The sequence below is a fragment of the Roseburia sp. AM16-25 genome, from assembly GCF_003473825.1.
Classification (GTDB): domain Bacteria; phylum Bacillota; class Clostridia; order Lachnospirales; family Lachnospiraceae; genus Pararoseburia; species Pararoseburia lenta.
The window spans coordinates 339,166-360,103 of the sequence record NZ_QUCW01000002.1; the positions used below are offsets into that span (position 1 = coordinate 339,166).

Consider the following 20,938-nt stretch of genomic DNA (forward strand, 5'->3'; position numbering starts at 1 on the left):
AGATGAAACGATTTATCGTGACAATGACAGGTCTTATCATAGCCTTGTTTTTGCTGGTGATCTGGAATGCCACTTCCGGCAGTGTGTCGGTGGATGGCATGCAGATGTGGCAGGTATTGCTCCGCCAGACAAGAGAAGGCACCTTTTATCATATTGTGTGGGATATTCGCATGCCCCGCCTTCTGGCGGCTCTCTTTTTGGGAGGAGCCTTGGCGGTATCCGGCTTCCTGCTCCAGACCTTTTTCCAAAATCCTATTGCAGGTCCTTATGTGCTTGGTATTTCTTCCGGAGCGAAAATGTTGGTTGCCGTGGCAATGATCCTGTGTTTGGAAAGAGGCATGCAGATATCCTCCCTTGGCATGGTGGCGGCAGCCTTTATCGGCTCCTTGCTTGCCATGGGCTTTGTCCTGCTCTTATCCATGCGCGTACAGAAGATGTCGCTTTTGGTCGTGTGTGGTATTATGATCGGCTATATCTGTTCCGCTATCACAGACTTTATGGTGACTTTCGCGTCAGATTCCAATATCGTCAACCTCCATAACTGGTCTATGGGCAGTTTTTCCGGTACGGACTGGAAGGATGTAGGCATGATCGTCGTCTTAGTCACACTTACGGTCTTAGCCACCTTTTTTATGGCAAAACCGATCGGAGCATATCAGATGGGAGAAGCATACGCCAGAAACATGGGCGTCAACATTCGTCTGCTCCGCATCCTTTTGATTCTTTTATCCAGCCTTTTGTCCGGCTGTGTGACAGCCTTTGCGGGACCTATCTCCTTTGTGGGGATTGCCGTTCCGCATCTGGTCAAGCAGGCGATGAAAACGGCAAGACCGCTTTATCTGATCCCGGGTTGTTTTTTGGGAGGAGCGGCCGTGACCCTTTTTTGTGATGGCATTGCCAGAAGCCTGTTCGCCCCGACAGAGATCAGTATCAGTTCGGTGACGGCTGTGCTTTTGGTGCCGGTCGTCATCGTCATGATGGTCAAAAGAGAGGATGCGCGGGCATAGAAACGAGGTATATATGGAAGAAAAAATGCAAGGCATCCGGGCCAGTGATCTGGTTGTCGGTTATGAGGGAAAGAGTGTCTTAAAAGATGTAAACTTTTGGGTGCGCCCGGGACAGATCCTGACTTTGATCGGACCCAATGGATCCGGCAAATCGACCCTTTTAAAAAGTATCACGAGACAATTAAAGACGATCGCAGGTCAGGTCTATCTGGCCGAGGGGACGATGGATGCCTATACAGATGCCGCGCTGGCAAAACAGATGGCCATGGTGACCACAGAGCGGATCTCGCCGGAACTGATGACCTGTCGTGATGTGGTCGCAACCGGACGCTATCCCTATACCGGCAGATTTGGGGTATTGGGAAAGGAAGACGAGGAAAAAGTCCAGAAAGCTTTGGAAAGTCTGCATGCACTTGAGGTGGCAGACCGGCTTTTTGCCAAGGTCAGCGACGGACAAAGACAGCGCGTCATGCTTGCCAGGGCGATCTGTCAGGAACCAAAGATATTGATTTTGGACGAGCCTACGTCTTATCTGGATATGCATTATAAATTAGAGATCCTGCAGTCCATACGAAATATGGTAAAAGAAGAAAACCTGGCGGTCGTTATGTCTTTGCATGAACTGGATCTGGCACAAAAAGTTTCAGATCTGGTTGCCTGTGTGGATGGAGAGACAATAGCAAAGATCGGCAGACCGGAGGAGATCTTTTGCGGAGATACCATTGCATGCCTATATGGGGTCAGCGCTCAGGCTTATGATGTCGTATCCGGCAGTATGTTTTTGCAGAAGGCAAAAGGAGAGCCAAAGGTCTTTGTGATCGGGGGCGGCGGCAGTGGGATTGCAGCCTACTATACCTTACAGCGAGACCAGATCCCCTTTGCGGCAGGCATCTTATCCGAGGGGGATGTCGAGTATAAGGCGGCAAAGGCACTGGCAAGTGCGCTTGTGACAACGCCTGCCTTTTATCCGATCGAGATCCGGCAGATGGCGCAGGCGCGCAAATGGATCGATGACTGCGACTATTGCATCTGTACGCTGGATGCTTTTGGACCACTCAATCAGGCAAATAAGGAGCTGCTTTCCTATGCAAAAGAGCAGGGCAAATGGATCAGAGAGGGAGAAAAACCATGGCAAAAGTAATTATGGTGCAGGGAACCATGTCAAATGCGGGAAAAAGTTTACTGGTCGCAGGGCTTTGTCGTGTCTTTGCCCAGGATGGCTACCGGGTAGCTCCCTTTAAGTCACAGAATATGGCACTCAATTCCTTTATTACCAAGGAGGGACTGGAGATGGGGCGCGCCCAGGTCATGCAGGCGGAGGCAGCAGGCATAGAGCCGAGCGTAGACATGAATCCTATCCTCCTAAAGCCGACCAACGACCATGGCTCACAAGTCATCGTGGCGGGAAAAGTCCTTGGCAATATGGAAGCGAGAGACTATTTTTCTTACAAAAAAAATCTGGTGCCGGATATCGTGGCAGCCTTTGGACGTTTGGAAGAAAAGGCGGATATTATCGTGATCGAGGGTGCCGGAAGTCCGGCGGAGATCAATTTGAAAGAAAACGATATCGTCAATATGGGACTGGCACATCTGGTGGATGCTCCGGTACTTTTGGTGGGAGATATCGACCGGGGTGGTGTCTTTGCCCAGTTGCTTGGCACGATGATGCTTTTGACTGAGAAAGAAAAGAAGCGGGTCAAGGGACTGGTCATCAATAAATTTCGCGGGGATGTCACGATTCTGGAGCCGGGCATTACTATGCTGGAAGAAAAAGCAGAAGTGCCGGTGGTCGGTGTCGTTCCTTATATGTCAGTGACCTTGGATGACGAGGACAGCCTAGCAGAGAGCCTTTTACCAAAGGACATGGATCTGATCAATATCGGGGTTGTACGCCTGCCACGCCTGTCCAATTTCACAGATTTTTCAGCCTTAGACCAGATCGCAAGCGTCAGCGTTCATTATGTGCGAGATCCGTATGAGATTGAGAAGATGGATATGGTCATTTTGCCAGGAACCAAGAATACCATGGGAGATCTGGCATGGATGCGGGAAAGCGGCATGGAAAGTGCGGTCAAGAAATTTGCCCAGTACGGACCGGTCTTTGGCATCTGCGGCGGTTATCAGATGCTGGGACAAAGGATCGCTGATCCGGAGGGGATTGAGAATGTCATCAAAGCAGACGGATCAGAAGGACTGCGGGGCTTGGAACTGCTTCCGATGGAGACAGTCTTAAAGCCGGAAAAAGTCCGCACACAGACCAGCGGCAGTATGGAGATCACGGAAGGCGCGCTGGCGGGATTTTCTTCTCACCGGATCCATGGCTATGAGATCCATATGGGAGAGACCATGGCAGTCGATGCCATCAAGCCTTTATGCCATCTGGATCAGAAGAATGATGTGGTCTGCCAGGAAAGAGACGGCGGGCAGAGAGACAATGTCTACGGCACATATGTGCATGGTATTTTTGATGATAAGGATGTGGCATATGATTTGTGCAGGCTTTTGGCAGAGAAAAAGGGATTGACCCTTCAGGCAGAGGCTGACACGGATTATCAGTCATTTAAGGAGAGTCAGTATGATCTGCTGGCAGAGGGCATAAGAAAGAGCATGGATATGGATGCCGTCTATGCCATGTTACAGGATGCCGCTATTTAGAGAGAAAGAAAAGATGCAGACAGAAAAGGTAAGGATCGATGAGGTCTTAGAAAAAGAGTATAAATTGACGTCTTGGGATCATGACATCTTTCATAAGGTCATGGAGCATTGGGATGGCATTGCAAAGCCTTTGGATGGCATGGGACAGTTTGAACCCATGCTTGCAAAGATAGGCGCTATACAAAAGACGCTTGAGCCAAGGTTTGACATGGGACGCTTACTTGTCTTTTGCGCGGATAACGGCGTTGTTGCGGAGGGGATCAGCCAGTCCCCACAGGAAGTGACGGCGACCTGCGCTAAAAATATTGCCGCAGGGCAGACGGCGGTCGGTCGTATGGCAAGCCTTGCGGGTTGTCAGATCCGGGTCTATGATGTTGGGATCAATACAAGGGAGACGCTTTGCAATGTCATTGATGAAAAAGTAGCCCACGGCACAAGAGACTTTTACAAAGAGCCGGCGATGGATGAGACGCAGATGCGGCAGGCTCTGCAATGCGGATTGGATGCGGTCTATGCCTGCAAGTGCGATAATCTTGACTATGTCTGTATCGGGGAAATGGGCATCGGCAATACGACGACTTCCAGTGCGGTCGCAGCCGCCCTTTTACAGAAAAAGGCAGAGGAGGTGACAGGTCGCGGGGCAGGGCTGGATGATGTAAAGTTACAAAAAAAGATCCGGGTCATTCAGAAGACCATCGAAAGATGTGATCTTTATCAGGCGTCTGCTACAGAAGTCTTAGCCAAAGTGGGCGGATTTGACATTGCAGCCATGGCAGGAGCCTGTATGGGAGCAGCCATCTATGAGATCCCGCTGATCTTAGATGGTTTGATCAGCATGGTAGCCGCCCTGGCAGCAGAAAGGTTATTGCCCGGAAGTAAAGACTTTTTGATCGCGTCCCATGCCAGCCGGGAGCCGGCAACGATAGCGCTTATAAAAGAACTTGCCCTGGCACCGGTCATTTATGCGGATATGGCACTGGGAGAGGGCACCGGAGCCATGATGCTGTTACCTATGCTTGCCATGGCAAAGGCGGTCTATGATGAGACTAATTCTTTTTCGGATGCAGGGGTAGAGACTTATCATAGATACGGAGATAAGATATGATCGTATTCGTCATTGGTGGAAGCGGAAGCGGTAAGTCGGCATATGCCGAAAAGCGTCTGCTTGCAATGGAGGCAGAAAAGAAACATTATATTGCGACGATGCGCGTCTTTGACGAAGAAGGGAAAAAGCGTGTAGAAAAGCATCGGACCATGCGCAGGGAAAAGGGCTTTCTTACCATAGAAATGCCGATAGACTTAGGGGAGATTGCTCTGGATGCGGGGGATGCCTGGATGCTGGAATGTGTCTCCAATCTTCTGGCAAATGAAATGTTTACGGAAGATGGCATAAGGGATGAAAAAGAAACGGTAGACAAGATTTTAAAGGATATAGGCAGTCTGATAGAGCAGACTGCAGATGGCGTGATCGTCAGCAATAATATCTTTGAAGATGGAGAAAACTATGATGATGCCATGGCATCTTATATCAAGGCACTGGGGGGTATCAATCAGGCATTGGCAGCCATGGCAGATGAAGTCATAGAAGTGGTGGTCGGTATTCCGGTCACATTAAAGAGCCAGCAGGAGGAAAGTGAGGGCGGACAGATATGCGAAAAATAGCAAAAGCCATAGGCGTAGCCTTTTCCATGTATTCCAAGATACCCATGCCGCATTTCGTATGGGCATCGGAAGATATGCGCTACCATCTGCTCTTTTTTCCTTGGATCGGTGCTGTGATCGGGGGACTGGAGATCGCCTGGTATCATCTGGTAGGCTATCTGGGAGTGGGAAAGATCCTTTCTGTGGCGCTGGCTGTTTTTTTGCCGCTCTTTGTGACCGGGGGATTTCATATGGATGGCTTTATGGATACCAAGGATGCTCTAAGTTCCTATCAGGGCAAAGAGAAAAAACTGGAGATTTTAAAAGATCCTCATATCGGTGCCTTTGCCGTTATCCACTTGCTATCATATCTCTTGCTTGCCCTTGGATTTGCTTCTGTCATTGAGGGGACAAAGGCTGTGGTCGCAGTCAGTGCTGCCTTTTTTCTCAGCCGTTGTCTCAGTGGGCTTTCCGTTATCCATTTTCCGGGAGCAAAAAAGGAGGGCAGCCTTTATACCGAGGCAGATACCTCCGGTGCAAAGGTCGTATCCATCGGACTGGTGATACAGATGCTTCTTGTCGTGACCGCACTTTTTATCTATAGCGGTATGAATGGCATTTTGGTCACGGCAGCCTGTCTATTGATGTTTTTATATTATTATCTTATGAGCCGTCGCCAGTTTGGCGGAATCACGGGAGATCTGGCGGGCTATTTTGTCTGTATGGCAGAATTGTGGTCCGTGATTGTGGTCGGCATCTATCTTGTGTTAAAGTAAAAGGAGAATGCAATGGAAGGAAGGCTGGAACTTGTCATTGGTGGCAGGGCGCAGGGAAAAAGTGCATATGTCAAAAAAAAGTACCCGAACGCCGTCTGTCTGGATGAAAAGGATCTTACAGAGGATGGCAGACTGCCGGTCGGGGATCAGACGCAGGATATCATCCTATGGGATCATTTTCATCTGTGTGTCAGGAACTGGCAGCAGGCGGGCATGACGATGGATGAGATGCAGGATAGGATAGAGGCGATCTGCAGGGCATGCAGGCATCTTGTCATCATCAGCGATGAGGTGGGAAATGGCATCGTGCCATTGCAAAAAGGAGACCGCGTCTATCGGGATCTGGTCGGAAATCTTTTGATCGGGATTGCAAGTAAAGCAGAAAGGGTGGATAGAATCATATGTCAGATACCACAACAAATCAAGTAGAGATCGTATTGATCCGTCATGGAAAAACAGAAGGAAATAAGGAGAAGCGCTATATCGGCAGGACAGACCAGCCACTTTCCGAGGAGGGGATCGCCGGTATCAAAGAGAACCTGGGGCGGTATCCATCCGTGGAAAAGGTCTATGCCAGCCCAATGAAGCGCACCAGACAGACCGCAGAACTGATCTATCCGGGACAGGCATCGGAACTCGTTGACGGTCTGCGCGAGATGGATATGGGTGTCTTTGAGGGAAAGAACCATGCCGAATTAAAGAACAGACCATCTTATATTTTATGGGTGGCGACCCGCGGAAAGATCAGCATACCGGGGGGCGAGTCCATGAAGGATTTTGGAAAACGTACCATGGATGCTTTCACACAGGTACTTGGCGATATGCAGGCAGAGGGGATCAAAAGATCGGCAGTCGTGGCTCATGGCGGTACGATCATGTCCATCGTTTCCCAACTGGCTGATGACGACTACTATAAATATATGGTAAACAATGGCGCAGGATTTCGTCTGACGCTGGATGACGACGGCAAACTGCTGGATCTCAAGCCGCTCTTAAAAGAAGATAACTGCATGCAGGATGCCTTAGAGGAGTTGGAAGATTGATCTATCATATGATTGCCTTTGTGGGTGGCTTTTTCCTCGACCTGATCATGGGAGATCCCTACAATTTTCCCCATCCGGTCCGCTGGATCGGCCGCCTGATCTCTGCCATCGAAAAGCATGATCTGGGCGAGGAAGATACCAAGGCTTTATCGGGAGAGCAAAAAAGAAGATGTGGGCGCAGACTGGTCCTACTAGTCTGTGGGACAACTATTCTGGTGACGGCGTTTGTTCTGCTTTTGGCATATGGGATCCATCCTATGGCAGGATGTCTGGTGGAAATGTTTTTGACCTATCAGACATTGGCACTCCGCTGTCTTTGCAAGGAGAGCAAAAAAGTATATATATGCCTGCGGGATAAAACCTTAGAAGATGCCAGATATGCGGTATCTATGATCGTTGGCAGGGATACCCAGAATTTAAGCCCGACCGGGGTTGCCAAGGCTGCCATTGAGACGGTTGCGGAGAATACTTCGGATGGAGAGATCGCACCGATGCTATATCTGGCATTGGGCGGTCCTATTCTGGGACTTACCTACAAGGCAATCAATACTATGGATTCCATGGTGGGTTATAAGAATGACCGCTATTCAGATTTTGGCAGATGCGCAGCAAAACTGGACGATCTGGTCAATTTTCTGCCGGCAAGGATCAGTGCTTTATGCCTCTGGGTGGCATCGGTTTTCTTAGGCAAGGACTATGATGCAAAAAGGGCATGGCGGATCTATCGACGAGACCGTTACCAGCACGCCAGTCCCAATTCGGCACAGACAGAAGCCATGGCAGCGGGATCCCTTGGTATCCGGCTTGCGGGAGACGCTTCTTATTTTGGAAAAATCGTAAATAAGCCAACACTTGGGGATGCGACACGCGCGATCGTCTATGAGGATATTCTGCGCATGAACCGGCTGGCATATGGGGCGGCTGTTTTTTGCCTGCTCCTGTGCCTTGGGATCATGGGACTGATCCTGGCATTTTAAGAACATAGCAGATGATAGGAAGGAACGGCATGCACGGAGGAGATTGTTATCGCAATGAAGTGAATATGGATTTTTCAATCAATGTCAATCCGCTTGGCATACCGGAGGAGATAGCAGATGCCATGCAGCAGTCGCTGACGCAAGCCATGGTCTATCCGGATCCTCAGTGTCAGGCACTGCGTCAGGCAATCGGCGGAGTCTATCAAAAGGACGCAGCATGTATTGTCTGTGGCAATGGGGCATCTGACCTGCTGCTTGCTTTTGCCCGTGCTTTTATGCCAAAGAAGGCACTCCTGCCGGTACCGGGATTTTCGGGCTATGCCTATGCCCTAAAAAGTATTGGATGTCATGTTGCATTATTTGATACCAAAGAGGACGAGGATTTTGCCCTGTCCGAGGCCTTTTTGGATCGCATTAGATCGGAAGCACCGGATCTGGTGATCCTGACCAATCCCGGCAATCCCAGTGGACATCTGCTGTCACAAGAATTTTTAACAAAAGTGGCATGGCTCTGCCGGCACATGAATATTCGACTTTTGATCGATGAGTGCTTTATCGAACTGACCGGAGAAGGTAAAGACAATTCTTTCTTAAAGGCATCTTCCGGGACAAAGAATATCTTTATTTTACAGGCACTGACAAAGAGCATGGCGATCCCGGGTATCCGTTTGGGCTATCTGTTCTGTCCTAAGGAGCAGGATGCAAAAAAGGTGCAGGAACAGGTGAGTGAATGGAATGTTTCTGTTATTGCGCAGAGGGCGGGCATTGCGGGCATGCAGGTCTTGGCAGATGGAACTTATCTGTCGCAGGCAAGGCAGCTTCTGGAAAGGGAAAGAGCGTATCTTACACAGAGTTTGCAGGAACTCGGCGCAAAAGTCTATCCGGGGACAGCCAATTTCCTTTTGTTTTATGAAGACAGCATAGACTGGTATGCCGCCTTATTAAAACAAAAGATACTGATCCGGGATTGCAGTGATTATGCCGGGCTCTCCAAGGGATTTTATCGCATAGCGATCCGCAGGCGGGAAGAAAACCAGGTCCTGGTGGAGACCATGCAGGCAGTCAAAAAGGGAGAGAAAGTCAGATGGAAATAGAAATCGTAAAACCGCAGGAGATCGAGAAGCGGAGTTTTGAGATCATTGAGGAAGAATTGAAGGAGCGGGGAATCGTTCTGCCGGAAAAAGAAGTGCCGATCACCAAACGTGTTATCCATACCAGTGCCGATTTTTCCTATGCCGAGACCATGACCTACTCGCCGGGAGCCATTGAGCAGGCGCTGGAACTGATCAAAGGTGGTGCACATATTGTGACCGATACCAATATGGCTAAGGCTGGCATCAATAAGAAGACTCTGGCTCGTTTGGGCGGACAGGTACACTGCTTTATGGCAGATGAAGCCGTGGCAAAAGAGGCAAAGGAACGCGGCGTGACGCGCGCGGTTGTCAGCATGGAGACGGCGGCAAGACTGCCCGGACCTGTCATTTTTGCTATAGGCAATGCGCCGACGGCATTGATCGAACTGCACGAGATGATTGAGCAGGGAGCCTATGTTCCGGCATTTATCATTGGAGTTCCGGTCGGCTTCGTCAATGTGGAGGCGGCAAAAGAATTGTTCCTTGACGGCGATGTGCCATATATCATTAACCGGGGGCGCAAGGGTGGAAGCAACATTGCGGCTGCCATCTGCAATGCCTTGCTTTATCTGGCAAGCAACAATATCAGAGATTAGAGGGTAGGTCTTTGGAAGAAAAACTGCGAAACGGATTTACAACAGGCTCCTGCGCGGCAGCCGCGGCGAAGGCGGCCTGCTATATGCTTTTGACCGGGAGAAAAAAAGAAAAGATCGATATCATTACGCCAAAGGGCATTACCTTTCATGCGAGTATTGTGGATATTTTGCGCGGTGAGAGGGCAGTGCAGTGTGCAGTCATAAAAGATGGCGGGGATGATCCCGACATTACGACCGGGGCACATGTGGTGGCAAAAGTTTCTTTTTTGGAGGGGCAAGAGGCAGGCACAGAGGGCAGGATACTGATCGATGGCGGGATCGGCGTCGGTCGTGTGACCAAGCCGGGACTGGATCAGCCGGTCGGAAATGCGGCGATCAATCATGTGCCAAGAGAGATGATCGAAAGGGAAATGCGTGAGGTCTGTCATGTTTTGGATTATCACAAAGACCTTGCGGTGGAAATCTCCGTGCCGGAGGGTCAGAAACTGGCAGAATCCACCTTTAATCCCAGACTGGGGATCCTGGGCGGTATATCTATCTTAGGAACCAGCGGTGTCGTAGAGCCTATGAGTGCGCAGGCACTCAAAGACACTATTGCGGTCGAACTGCGGCAGAAAAAGGCTTTGGGACAAAAAGCCGTGGCAGTCTCGCCGGGAAATTACGGCTTGGATTTTATGAAAAAGACCTATGACTATGATCTGGATCGCAGTGTCAAGTGCTCGAATTTTATCGGAGATACTATAGATATGGCAAAGCAGATGGGATTTGAGGCAATGCTTTTGACCGGGCACATCGGCAAACTCATTAAACTTTCCGGCGGCATGATGAATACCCATTCCAAAGAGGGCGACTGTCGTATGGAACTCTTAGCGGCGGCTGCTATTTATGCGGGCTGTCATGCCAAGACGGCAAAAGATCTTCTGGATGCAGTCACGACGGAGGAAGGCGTCAAACTCCTGTCGGAGGCAGGCATCTTGGAGGCGACCATGGAGCGTGCCATGGAGCGGATCTTATTTTACTTGAGAAAGCGTGCCGGTGATGGGATGCAGATCGAATGTATGATGTATGCGACAGATTATGGGCTCTTGGCAGAAAGTCCCGGAGCACAGAGTCTTTTACAGGAACTGAAAGGATAGAAGAATGGTTTATTTTGTGGGAGCAGGATGCGGTGCACCGGACCTGATCACGGTGCGCGGAAAAAATCTATTGGAGCAGGCAGATGTGATCATTTATGCCGGATCGCTTGTAAACCCGGAACTTTTAGGTTATGCCAGAAAAGACGCAAAGGTCTATAACAGCGCCTATATGACTTTAGAGGAAGTGCTTGCCGTGATCGAGGATGCCGAGAAAGAGGGGCTTAACACGGTGCGTCTGCACACCGGAGAACCCAGCATTTACGGCGCTGTGCGGGAGCAGATGGATCGATTGGATGATCTGGGGATTGCCTATGAGTCCTGTCCGGGAGTCAGTGCCTGCTTTGGAGCGGCGGCAGGTCTGAATCTGGAATTTACCCTGCCGGAAGTGTCTCAGACCCTCATTATCACAAGGCAGGAGGGAAAGACAGGCGTGCCGGACAAAGAAAAGATCCGGAGTCTTGCGGCGCATCAGGCGAGCATGGCAATCTATCTGAGTGTCGGTATGTTAGATACTCTGCGGGAAAATCTGATCGCCGGTGGCTATTCTGCCGATACGCCTGCGGCGCTGATCTATAAGGCGACCTGGCCGGAGGAAAGATCTTTTGTCTGTACCGTGGATACCCTGCCACTGGTAGCAAAGGAAAATCATATCTCAAAGACCGCCATGGTATTGGTGGGACAGGTCATTGCACACAGCAATTATGCCAGATCCCGCCTTTATGCGCCGGACTTTGAAACCGAATATCGGAGGAAAAAACAATGATCTTAGGGGTGATGACCTTTTCTAAGCGGGGGCAAAAGACGGCAGAAGATCTTTTTGAAAAATGCAAGGAGATCAGTCCTTTGTATTATGATGGGGATATGCCGCGGGAGGCATGGATCAGGGACAAGTTCTCCTATCACATACCGCTTCTTTTTGTGGGAGCCACGGGGATTGCCGTGCGTCTGATCGCGCCCTTTGTCGAGGATAAATTGCGGGACAGTGCGGTGATCGTCATGGATCAGAGAGGCAGACACGTCATTCCCCTCTTGTCCGGTCATATGGGCGGCGCCAATGAGATCGCGAGGAATTTAGCAGACCGGGTTGGGGCAGAGGTTATTTTGACGACGGCGACCGACGTGGAAGATCTCTTTGCCGTGGATGTCTTTGCAAGGAGAAACGGTTTTTGCATTTGTGACCGGGCTGGCATCCGCAGGATCTCCCAAAGGCTGCTGGAAGGTGAAAAAATCCGGCTTGCCATTGATCCTGCGATTACCTTTTTCAAAGAGGATCTGCCGGAAGGGCTGCATCTGGTAGAGGCAAGTGATGGAAATGTTGATCTGTGGATCGGGTGCAATCCCTTGGACCAGGAAACAGACCTGCAACTGATCCATAAACCCTATGTCCTTGGCATGGGCTGTAAGAAGGGAAAGTCTTTTGAAGCCTTGCAGACGTTTGCCTTGGAAGAATTGCAAAAGGAAGGAATTGCCATGGATCAGGTGGCTGCCCTTGCAAGTATTGACTTAAAGCAGGGAGAAATGGGCTTGGAGACCTTGGCTTGTTTTTATCATCTGCCCTTTTATACCTATGGGGCAGATGACTTACAAGAGGTGGAAGGGCAGTTTTCCGAGTCTGCCTTTGTCTCACATGTGACAGGTGTATCCAATGTCTGTGAGCGGGCTGCACTGGCATGTGCAGGGCAGGGGGGACGGCTTTTGGTAAAAAAACAGGCAAAGGATGGTATGACTTTTGCTTTGGCAAAGCAGATCCCGCGGATCCAAACTTGGCAGACGAACGTATCAAAGTAAGAAGAAAGGCAAGCCATGAGCGAGAATAAGAAAGTGATCTATATTGTAGGTATGGGACCGGGCAGTATCAGCGGCATGAGTGGTGACGCTGTGGAGGCATTGCACAAGAGCGATATGATTATCGGTTATACGGTCTATGTGGATCTGGTGCGCCAGCATTTCCCAGATAAGGAATTTAAGACGACCCCTATGCGTCAGGAGATCGAACGCTGTCGCATATGTTTCGACTATGCCATGGAAGAAAAGCAGGTAGCTATGATCTGTAGCGGGGATGCCGGTGTCTATGGGATGGCGGCACCTATGTTTGAAATGGCAGAAGGCTATCCTGAGGTTGAACTGGTGGTCATTCCGGGCGTGACAGCGGCAAACAGTGGGGCGGCGGTACTGGGAGCACCCTTAAATCATGACTATTGTGTGATCAGTCTGAGTGATCTTTTAACACCTTGGGAAAAGATCGAGGCAAGACTGGTGGCGGCGATCCAGGGGGATTTTGCCATTGCCATCTACAATCCGTCCAGTCATAAACGGAAAGATTATCTGAAACGTGCCTGCGATATCATGTTGGCGGCTGGAGCCGATCCTATGCGCGCTTGTGGCTATGTAGAAAATATTGGACGTGAGGGATGCCAGAGTCATGTATGTACGCTGGCGGAATTGCGGGAGTGTCAGGTCAATATGTTTACCACAGTCTTTGTGGGAAATGAAAAAACAAGGATAGATGGGGACCATTTGGTCACACCGAGAGGATATAGGCTATGAAGAATGTCTTGATTTTTTCCGGGACAACGGAAGGACGCCGGTTGGCAGAAACTTTAGTGAAAAATGGGATTTTTTGCCATGTCTGTGTGGCGACTGAATATGGCCTACAGGTCATGGAGTCATCGGAACTTATGCAGGTGCATATGGGGCGATTGGATGTCGATGCCATGAAGGAATTATACGCAGACATCAGACCGGATGTGGTGATCGATGCGACCCATCCTTTTGCAAAGATCGTTTCGGAAAACATAAGAGAGAGTCTGCGGAACCGTGGGATTCCTTATGTGCGTCTGGAGCGACGGCTGGATGCGGAGGAAGACTTTGGAAAGGAAGAAGTCTTTGCGGACAGTCAGGCGGTCTGTCAGGCACTGCTTGCTAGGCAAGGGAATATTTTGCTTACGACAGGAAGTAAAGAACTGCATATTTTTTGCCGGGATGAAAGGCTGAGAAAACGTCTGATCGTGCGTGTCCTGCCGGGGATGGAGAGTCTGTCCCTCTGCTATGAGAATGGTCTGGAGGGCAATCAGATCATCGCCATGCAGGGACCTTTTTCCGAGGAGATCAATACTGCCATTTATAGGCAGTACGACATTCAACATATGGTGACAAAGGAGAGTGGCTCTATTGGTGGCATGGCAGAGAAACTTTCGGCTGCCAGAAAAATGGGGATCAGGTCTTATGTGATCGCGCGTCCGAAAACTGATACAGGTAACTGGCAGATCTATGATGAGAAAGAAATCTTAGCAGCCTTGGAAGATTTGCTGGGCCGTAGGCTCCAAGCAGATGATGGTCTGACAGAGGAAAATGAGGCAGAGGTTTTGTCGGAAGCAGATAAGGCATACGGGCAAATGCATGTGGCTCTTGTCGGCATCGGGATGGGGGCAGAAGATTATCTGACCTGTCGCGGAAAAGGTGCGATTTTAAATGCAGATTATATTTTTGGCGCAAGCCGTATAATCGAGCCTTTTTCGGCAGGCGTGGAAAAATATCCTTATTATCTGGCTGCGGACATTGTGCCGAAAATAAAGGAACTTCTTGCAGAAAAAAAGAGGGGAAATATTGCAATCCTATTTTCCGGTGATACCGGATTTTACAGTGGCTGTAAGAAACTCTATGAGGCTTTGCAGAATATAGAGGGGCTTTCTGTGGAGATCATTCCGGGGATTTCCTCTTTGGTCTATCTGGCATCCAAGATCCCGACTTCATGGGAGGATGCCAAGATCATTTCTACCCATGGTGTCGCGGAAGATAAATGGATCAGCCGTCTTTTATGGAGCGGTCTGCACGAGAAAAAAGTATTCTTTCTGACTTCGGGACTGGAAGATGTCAGAAAGATCGGAAGCCTTTTTATGCGCTACGCACCGCAGTTAAAGATATATCTGGGCTATCAGTTGTCCTATGCAGAAGAAGATGTCTTATGTCTGACACCGAGAGAGTGTCTGCTTCTGGAAAAAGAGGGACTTTATGTGGGCATGCTTTATAATGATATGCCGCAGACGATCTATTCGGGCGCAGGTCTTTCGGATGAGTGGATACTGCGTACCAAGGTGCCTATGACAAAGGAGGAGATCCGGCATTTATCCGTGGCAAAATTGCGTCTGACACCGGAGGCAGTCTGCTACGATATCGGTTGTGGCAGTGGCAGCATTTCCGTGGAAATGGCAATGTTGTCGCCGGGGATCCGGGTCTATGCCATAGATTCGGTGGAAGAAGCGGTTGCTTTGACGAGGAAGAATGCGGATCGTTTTGGACTGAAAAACGTGCAGGTGGTGCAGGGTATGGCACCGGAAGGGATGGAGAATTTCCCGGAACCGACCCATGCTTTCATCGGGGGCAGTCGTGGAAATATGGCAGCCATCCTAAAAAACTTGTATGCAAAAAATCCATCTATGCGTGTTGTCATCAATGCTATCAGTCTGGAGACCTTGAGTGAGATTATGGGCTGTCTGAAGACATGGAAAGTGACGGATCTGGACATTACCCAGGTACAGATCAGCAAAGCCAAGACTCTGGGAGACTATCATATGATGATGGGACAGAATCCGGTCACTATAGTATCTTTTCAATTTACGAGTAATTAAAGGATGATTTAATATATGAAAGAAATACAAAACAATCCTCACAATCGTATTATGATCGCAGCCCCACACAGTGGCAGTGGTAAGACCCTGATCACCTGTGGACTTTTGCAGGCGCTTTTGGATAGCGGCAAGAGCGTGGCGGCTTTTAAGTGTGGACCGGATTATATCGATCCCCTGTTTCATGAGCGTGTCTTGGGTGTGCCATCCAAAAATCTGGATCTGTATTTTACGGATGAGAAGACAACACGGGGGCTTTTTCTGGCAGAAAATGAAAGCCAGATCTCTGTGGTGGAAGGTGTCATGGGGCTGTATGACGGACTGGGTGGCATTGAGGAAAGAGCAAGCGCCTATCATCTGGCAAAGGTCTTGCAGACACCCATTATTTTAGTCATTGATGTGCATGGCATGGGGAGGTCTGTTCTGGCAGAAGTGAAGGGGTTTCTGGCAATGGATACAGGCCACCTGATCCAAGGACTCATTTTAAACCGCTGTTCTGTAAACTTTTATGAGCAGTTGAAAGGGATGATTGAAAAAGAAGTGGGGCTGGCGGTATTGGGATACTTCCCTGTGCGGAAAGATCTGCAATTTCAGAGCCGGCACCTGGGCTTACAGTTGCCGGATGAAATCCGGGATCTGCAAGAGGTCTTAGAACGGATTGCAGATCAGATGAAAGAGACGATCGATCTGGAGACGTTACTGGGAATCGCAGGACAAGCCGCTGATCTGGAGGGAGAGAAAATAGGACATATCTGCATGGGAGGACAAGATACTGCTATTCCAAAAGTAAAGATCGGGGTTGCCCGAGACGCGGCGTTTTGTTTTTATTATGCCGACAACCTGCGTTTGTTAGAAGCCGCGGGTGCAGAACTTTGCTATTTTTCTCCAATGGATGATGGGCATCTGCCAAAGGGAATCCAAGGGCTGCTCTTGGGGGGAGGCTACCCGGAACTTTATGCTAAGGAATTATCGGAAAACCTTTCTATGCGTCAGGACATCCGACAGGCAGTGGCGCAGGGTATGCCGATTCTGGCAGAATGTGGTGGATTTATGTATCTGCATAAGACATTGGAAACCAAGGAGGGGGAAAGATACAAGATGGTAGGAGTCGTAGACGGCGACTGCCATTATACAGGGCATCTGGTACGGTTTGGCTATGTGGGGATCACAGAAAAAGAGACCAATTTTTTGTCGGAAGCAGACCAGATCCGTGGACATGAATTTCACTATTATGATAGCAGTGATAATGGAAGGGATTGTATAGCAAAAAAACCGGTGGGCGGTCGTTCCTGGGAATGTGTGCATGAAAACCAAAAGCAGTTTTTAGGTTTTGCACATTTGTATTATCCATCCAATCCGGTCTTTGTGCAGCATTTTATAGAAGAGTGTCGAAGGGAAAAAGCATGGCAGGAATATTAGTTGGCGTGGGCGTCGGCCCGGGAGATCCGGAATTGTTAACGATAAAAGCATGTAGGGCATTAAAAGCGTGTGATCTTTTGGTTTTGCCAGCAAAGACAAAGGAGAAATGCTATGCCTATCAGATCGCAGTGCAGGCAGTACCACAACTGGCAGAGAAAGCCTGTCTTTATATGGATTTTCCTATGATAAAAGATCAGAAGGCTCTGGATGCACAGATGGATCAAAATACAAAGGAAATTATATCGTGGTTAAATAAAAATGAAAATATTGTCTTTGTCACGATCGGAGATCCAAGTATTTATGCAACCTATCATTATATCTACAGACGTGTGGTGGCGCAGGGCTATGAGGCGAAGATCATCAGCGGGATTCCTTCTTTTCTGGCAGTGGCGGCAAGACTTGGTATCTCACTGGCAGACCGGGATCAGCAGATCCATGTGATCCCGGGATCCTATGATACGGAAAATGCAAAAGATTATCCGGGTACCCGCATCTATATGAAAGCAGGAAAAAGTCTGGCTCACTTAAAGGCAGGACTGCAAAGAGAAGTGGAAAGCGGGAAAACTCTGGAGGTATATGCCGTGGCAAATTGTGGTATGGAAAACGAAAAGGTCATGATCGGCCTGGATGTCTTGGAGGAGGATGCAGGCTATCTTACCACAGTCATTGTGAAATAGGATGAGATTTTAGCAAAAAAGTGCTACAATACAAGACAGATATATTTTGTGTGGTTTATAGAAATAAACTTTAGATTCAATAAATACGAGGTGAGCACAATGAAAGAAGCATTTGTAGATGGAGTTCTTTTGGATGGCAGACAGGATATGGTGCCACAGAAAGATCGAGTGGTCTTGGTGGAAGATGGCAAGATCACAGGAATTGTAGATAAAGAGGATAAGGAAGCATATCAGGACTTTCAGATCATTGATCTGCAAGGTGCATATCTTATGCCGGGACTGGTCAATCTGCATGTGCATTTAGCAGGATCAGGTAAACCCAAAAAGAAGCCGATCGACCCGGTCAAATCTGTCAAGCAGATCACATCCTCAGGGCTTATGCGTGCGGTCGGTCATGCTATGGTGGCAAATTTTGCCAAGACCCAACTCTTGAGTGGAACGACGACGATCCGTACCGTGGGAGGAATTGCTGATTTTGATACAAGGATCCGTGATGAGATTAATGCGGGTAAACGTATCGGACCGCGTATTCTTGCCAGTGGTATGGCGATTTCGGTTCCGGGCGGACATATGGCGGGATCGCTGGCATACATAGCGCATAGTGCCGAGGAGGCAAGAGATTATGTGGATGTGATTGCAAAGGATAAACCGGATCTGATCAAACTGATGATCACAGGTGGCGTCATGGATGCAGAAGTGGTCGGAGAACCGGGTGTACTTCGTATGCCACCGGAGTATGTAAAGGCTGCCTGTGACCGGGCACATGAACTGGGCTTTCAGGTGGCTGCCCATGTGGAGAGTCCAAAGGGCGTTGCCGTAGCACTGGAAAACGGTGTGGATTCGATCGAGCATGGGGCAAAACCGGATGCGCACATTGCAGCATTATTTAAAGAAAACGGTGCTTTTCAGGTGGCAACACTTTGTCCGGCTCTGCCATATGGTCTTTTTGATTGCCAGGTATCGCATGCGACCAAGGAACAGAAGGCAAATGGTAAGGTTGTCTTTGACGGTGTCATTGAAATGGCAAAAGAAAATCTGGCACAAGGGGTTCCGGTGGGACTTGGTACGGACACGGCTTGCCCGTTTGTGACCCAGTATGATATGTGGAGAGAACTGGATTTTTATGGAAAATATTGTGGGGTATCCAATGCCTTTGCTCTTTATACCGGAACACTTTTGAATGCGACACTTGCCGGGGTTGGTGATGTCACAGGTTCTATTGAGGTCGGCAAATGTGCAGATATGATCGTGACCAAGGGCAATCCGCTGGAGGATCTTTCTGTTCTGCGTCATGTAGAGATGGTAGTAAAAGATGGCGTTATCTACGACCATCCGCAGGTCAAGAAGATCCCGGAAGTGGAAGTTGAGATGGATAAATTCAATCGGGTAAAGTAAGGAGCAGCCATGCAGTCAGACAGAGAACTAAGAGAGCAATTACGAAATATCGATCACAAATCCTATCCGCAGTATAAGTCTTTAAAGGGCAGTTATCGATTTCCAAAATACATACTACATATCGATCATGTGCAGGGAGACCCTTTTGCGGCACCGTCCGATGTGCGTGTGACCATCGATGCAACAAAGGCAGGATTTCCCGATTTTGCCATGAAAGATGGCTTGACGAGAGATCGGCTGGCAGATCTTTTAGTGCGGGAGTTTGCAAGACAGGTCAATGCCTTTTCTTTTAAGGCAAAAGGCTCTGGTAAGAGTGGTCTGATCTCGGTTTCTCATGCGGGACAGGAAGTTTTGCGACGGACGGCATGCCAAGTCAGGACCAATGAGATCATCGTGCGCTTTTCCATTGGTTTTCCGGCAAATGGCAGAACGATCAATGCCAGAGAACTGGATAAGATCCTCTTTGATTTTCTGCCGGTCTGCGTGGAAAAGGCTCTGTATTATGAAAATCTGGATGCGACGCGGATAAAAGAAGCGATTGACCTGGCAGAAGACCAGAGAGCAATCCGGCAGCAGTTAAAAGAGAAAGGTCTGGTTGCTTTTGTTGCCAATGGTTCTATTCTGCCAAGAGAAAGCGGAATATCTTCACGCCCTATGAAGGGGGCTAAAGCATTTGTATCGCCGGAGTCTTTACAGGTCACCTTGGATTTACCACATAAAGGAAAGTTCAAGGGCATGGGCGTGAAACAGGGAATCACCCTGATCGTCGGTGGCGGTTATCACGGCAAGTCCACTCTGTTAAATGCTTTGGAACTTGGTGTCTACGATCATATTGCAGGCGATGGCAGAGAGTATGTCATTGCAGATGATACGGCGCTCAAATTGTGTGCTGAAGATGGAAGATTCATCAAAAATGTAGATATCTCTATGTTTATCAATGATCTGCCAAATGGCAGGGATACCCATGATTTTTCTACAAAAGACGCCAGCGGCAGTACATCCCAGGCGGCAGGAATCGTAGAAGGAATCGAGGCAGGCAGTCAACTGTTTTTGCTGGATGAAGATACCTCTGCAACGAATTTTATGGTGCGGGATGCTTTTATGCAAAAGGTTGTTAGTCCGGATCAGGAGCCGATCACGCCATTTTTGGCAAGAGCAAGGGAACTCTATGAAAAGATGGATATTTCGACCATTCTGGTTGCCGGGAGTTCGGGAGCATTTTTCCATATTGCGGACACCGTGATCCAGATGGATCAGTATGAGCCGGTGGATATCACCCAAAAGGCAAAAGATTTGTGCAGGGAATTTCCGATAGCAGAGGATGTGGCAAAGCCTTTTGCAAATCCGGTGTTCCATCGTATCATGGAAAAAGATAAAAATGGAGCCGTCAAGCGCAGAGATTATCGGACCGGTGCGATTAAAGATGCCGGCGATCATCTTAAGGTAAAGATACTGGGTGTAGATGGTTTTGCACTGGGAAAACAAAACGTGGATCTGCGTTATTTAGAACAACTGATTGACAGCGAACAGACAGCGGCGCTGGGACAACTCTTAAAATATGCCGTAGAAAATCTGGTGGACGGAAAAAGAAGTATTGCGGATGTCGTGGAATATCTGCAAGTCAAACTGGAGCAGGAGGGCATGCAATTTACAGCAGGGCGCGGTACGCTTTCCGGAGGCTTGGCAATTCCAAGAAAACAGGAGATCTATGCCTGCTTTAACCGTTATCGCATATAGAAATAAATTTTACTCTGGATGAGAAAGCGGGGACTTCTGGGGATAGAATCATCGGATATGATAAAAAATGACATAAATAGGACGCTTTATGATATTTTCACGATAGAAGACAACAGATATA

The 20,938-nt window shown here is 48.9% G+C and carries 20 protein-coding genes; all 20 read left to right on the forward strand.

The genetic code is table 11. The features are described 5' to 3' along the window. Positions 1–2 precede the first annotated feature (2 nt). The 20 genes from DW183_RS05555 (at position 3) to DW183_RS05650 (ending at position 20,817) form a co-directional block, all read left to right on the forward strand. Complete coding sequence (locus DW183_RS05555; RefSeq protein WP_118280993.1) at positions 3–1,007, forward strand: FecCD family ABC transporter permease; 1,005 nt, start codon at positions 3–5, stop codon at positions 1,005–1,007. Positions 1,008–1,020: 13 nt separating this feature from the next. Continuing rightward, complete coding sequence (locus DW183_RS05560) at positions 1,021–2,148, forward strand: ABC transporter ATP-binding protein (protein ID WP_243069518.1); 1,128 nt, start codon at positions 1,021–1,023, stop codon at positions 2,146–2,148. Further along, a complete protein-coding gene (locus tag DW183_RS05565) occupies positions 2,136–3,662 on the forward strand; it encodes a cobyric acid synthase (RefSeq protein ID WP_118280994.1) in 1,527 nt (508 codons plus the stop codon). Before DW183_RS05560 ends, DW183_RS05565 begins: the two co-directional genes overlap by 13 nt. A gap of 13 nt (positions 3,663–3,675) precedes the next feature. Then, positions 3,676–4,767, forward strand: coding sequence for a nicotinate-nucleotide--dimethylbenzimidazole phosphoribosyltransferase (gene cobT, locus DW183_RS05570; RefSeq protein ID WP_118280995.1), 1,092 nt, complete (start codon positions 3,676–3,678; stop codon positions 4,765–4,767). Then, entirely contained in the window at positions 4,764–5,324 is a 561-nt protein-coding gene (locus DW183_RS05575) for a bifunctional adenosylcobinamide kinase/adenosylcobinamide-phosphate guanylyltransferase (RefSeq protein WP_118280996.1), read from the forward strand. Before cobT ends, DW183_RS05575 begins: the two co-directional genes overlap by 4 nt. Continuing rightward, positions 5,312–6,079 carry an adenosylcobinamide-GDP ribazoletransferase gene (locus DW183_RS05580; RefSeq protein WP_118280997.1) on the forward strand — a complete coding sequence of 256 codons (768 nt, stop codon included), beginning with the start codon at positions 5,312–5,314 and terminating at the stop codon, positions 6,077–6,079. Before DW183_RS05575 ends, DW183_RS05580 begins: the two co-directional genes overlap by 13 nt. Positions 6,080–6,091: 12 nt before the next feature. Next, entirely contained in the window at positions 6,092–6,508 is a 417-nt protein-coding gene (locus DW183_RS05585) for a bifunctional adenosylcobinamide kinase/adenosylcobinamide-phosphate guanylyltransferase (protein ID WP_118280998.1), read from the forward strand. Beyond that, complete coding sequence (locus DW183_RS05590) at positions 6,481–7,122, forward strand: histidine phosphatase family protein (RefSeq protein WP_118280999.1); 642 nt, start codon at positions 6,481–6,483, stop codon at positions 7,120–7,122. The genes DW183_RS05585 and DW183_RS05590 overlap by 28 nt, the downstream gene beginning before the upstream one ends. Then, entirely contained in the window at positions 7,119–8,099 is a 981-nt protein-coding gene (gene cbiB / locus DW183_RS05595) for an adenosylcobinamide-phosphate synthase CbiB (RefSeq protein ID WP_118281000.1), read from the forward strand. Before DW183_RS05590 ends, cbiB begins: the two co-directional genes overlap by 4 nt. Before the next feature lie 29 nt (positions 8,100–8,128). Further along, positions 8,129–9,193: a pyridoxal phosphate-dependent aminotransferase gene (locus DW183_RS05600; protein WP_158573027.1), complete on the forward strand. Its 1,065-nt coding sequence runs from the start codon at positions 8,129–8,131 to the stop codon at positions 9,191–9,193. Next, positions 9,184–9,828, forward strand: a complete 645-nt coding sequence (locus DW183_RS05605; protein ID WP_118281002.1) for a precorrin-8X methylmutase — start codon at positions 9,184–9,186, stop codon at positions 9,826–9,828. Before DW183_RS05600 ends, DW183_RS05605 begins: the two co-directional genes overlap by 10 nt. Before the next feature lie 23 nt (positions 9,829–9,851). Then, entirely contained in the window at positions 9,852–10,964 is a 1,113-nt protein-coding gene (gene cbiD, locus DW183_RS05610) for a cobalt-precorrin-5B (C(1))-methyltransferase CbiD (RefSeq protein WP_118281361.1), read from the forward strand. A 4-nt stretch (positions 10,965–10,968) separates the two neighbouring features. After that, positions 10,969–11,727 (forward strand): precorrin-4 C(11)-methyltransferase, encoded by a 759-nt coding sequence (gene cobM, locus DW183_RS05615; protein WP_118281003.1) that lies wholly within the window; start codon positions 10,969–10,971, stop codon positions 11,725–11,727. Then, on the forward strand, positions 11,724–12,752 hold the full coding sequence (locus tag DW183_RS05620; protein WP_118281004.1) for a cobalt-precorrin 5A hydrolase: 1,029 nt from the start codon (positions 11,724–11,726) through the stop codon (positions 12,750–12,752). The genes cobM and DW183_RS05620 overlap by 4 nt, the downstream gene beginning before the upstream one ends. A 15-nt stretch (positions 12,753–12,767) precedes the next feature. Next, on the forward strand, positions 12,768–13,511 hold the full coding sequence (gene cobJ, locus DW183_RS05625) for a precorrin-3B C(17)-methyltransferase (protein WP_118281005.1): 744 nt from the start codon (positions 12,768–12,770) through the stop codon (positions 13,509–13,511). Continuing rightward, on the forward strand, positions 13,508–15,592 hold the full coding sequence (cobK, locus tag DW183_RS05630) for a precorrin-6A reductase (RefSeq protein WP_118281006.1): 2,085 nt from the start codon (positions 13,508–13,510) through the stop codon (positions 15,590–15,592). Before cobJ ends, cobK begins: the two co-directional genes overlap by 4 nt. Positions 15,593–15,607: 15 nt before the next feature. After that, positions 15,608–17,008 carry a cobyrinate a,c-diamide synthase gene (locus DW183_RS05635; protein WP_118281007.1) on the forward strand — a complete coding sequence of 467 codons (1,401 nt, stop codon included), beginning with the start codon at positions 15,608–15,610 and terminating at the stop codon, positions 17,006–17,008. After that, positions 16,993–17,685 carry a precorrin-2 C(20)-methyltransferase gene (gene cobI / locus DW183_RS05640; protein WP_118281008.1) on the forward strand — a complete coding sequence of 231 codons (693 nt, stop codon included), beginning with the start codon at positions 16,993–16,995 and terminating at the stop codon, positions 17,683–17,685. Before DW183_RS05635 ends, cobI begins: the two co-directional genes overlap by 16 nt. Positions 17,686–17,784: 99 nt before the next feature. Next, positions 17,785–19,080, forward strand: a complete 1,296-nt coding sequence (locus tag DW183_RS05645) for an amidohydrolase family protein (protein WP_118281009.1) — start codon at positions 17,785–17,787, stop codon at positions 19,078–19,080. A gap of 9 nt (positions 19,081–19,089) precedes the next feature. Further along, positions 19,090–20,817, forward strand: coding sequence for an ABC-ATPase domain-containing protein (locus DW183_RS05650; protein ID WP_118281010.1), 1,728 nt, complete (start codon positions 19,090–19,092; stop codon positions 20,815–20,817). The last annotated feature ends 121 nt before the right edge of the window (positions 20,818–20,938 follow it).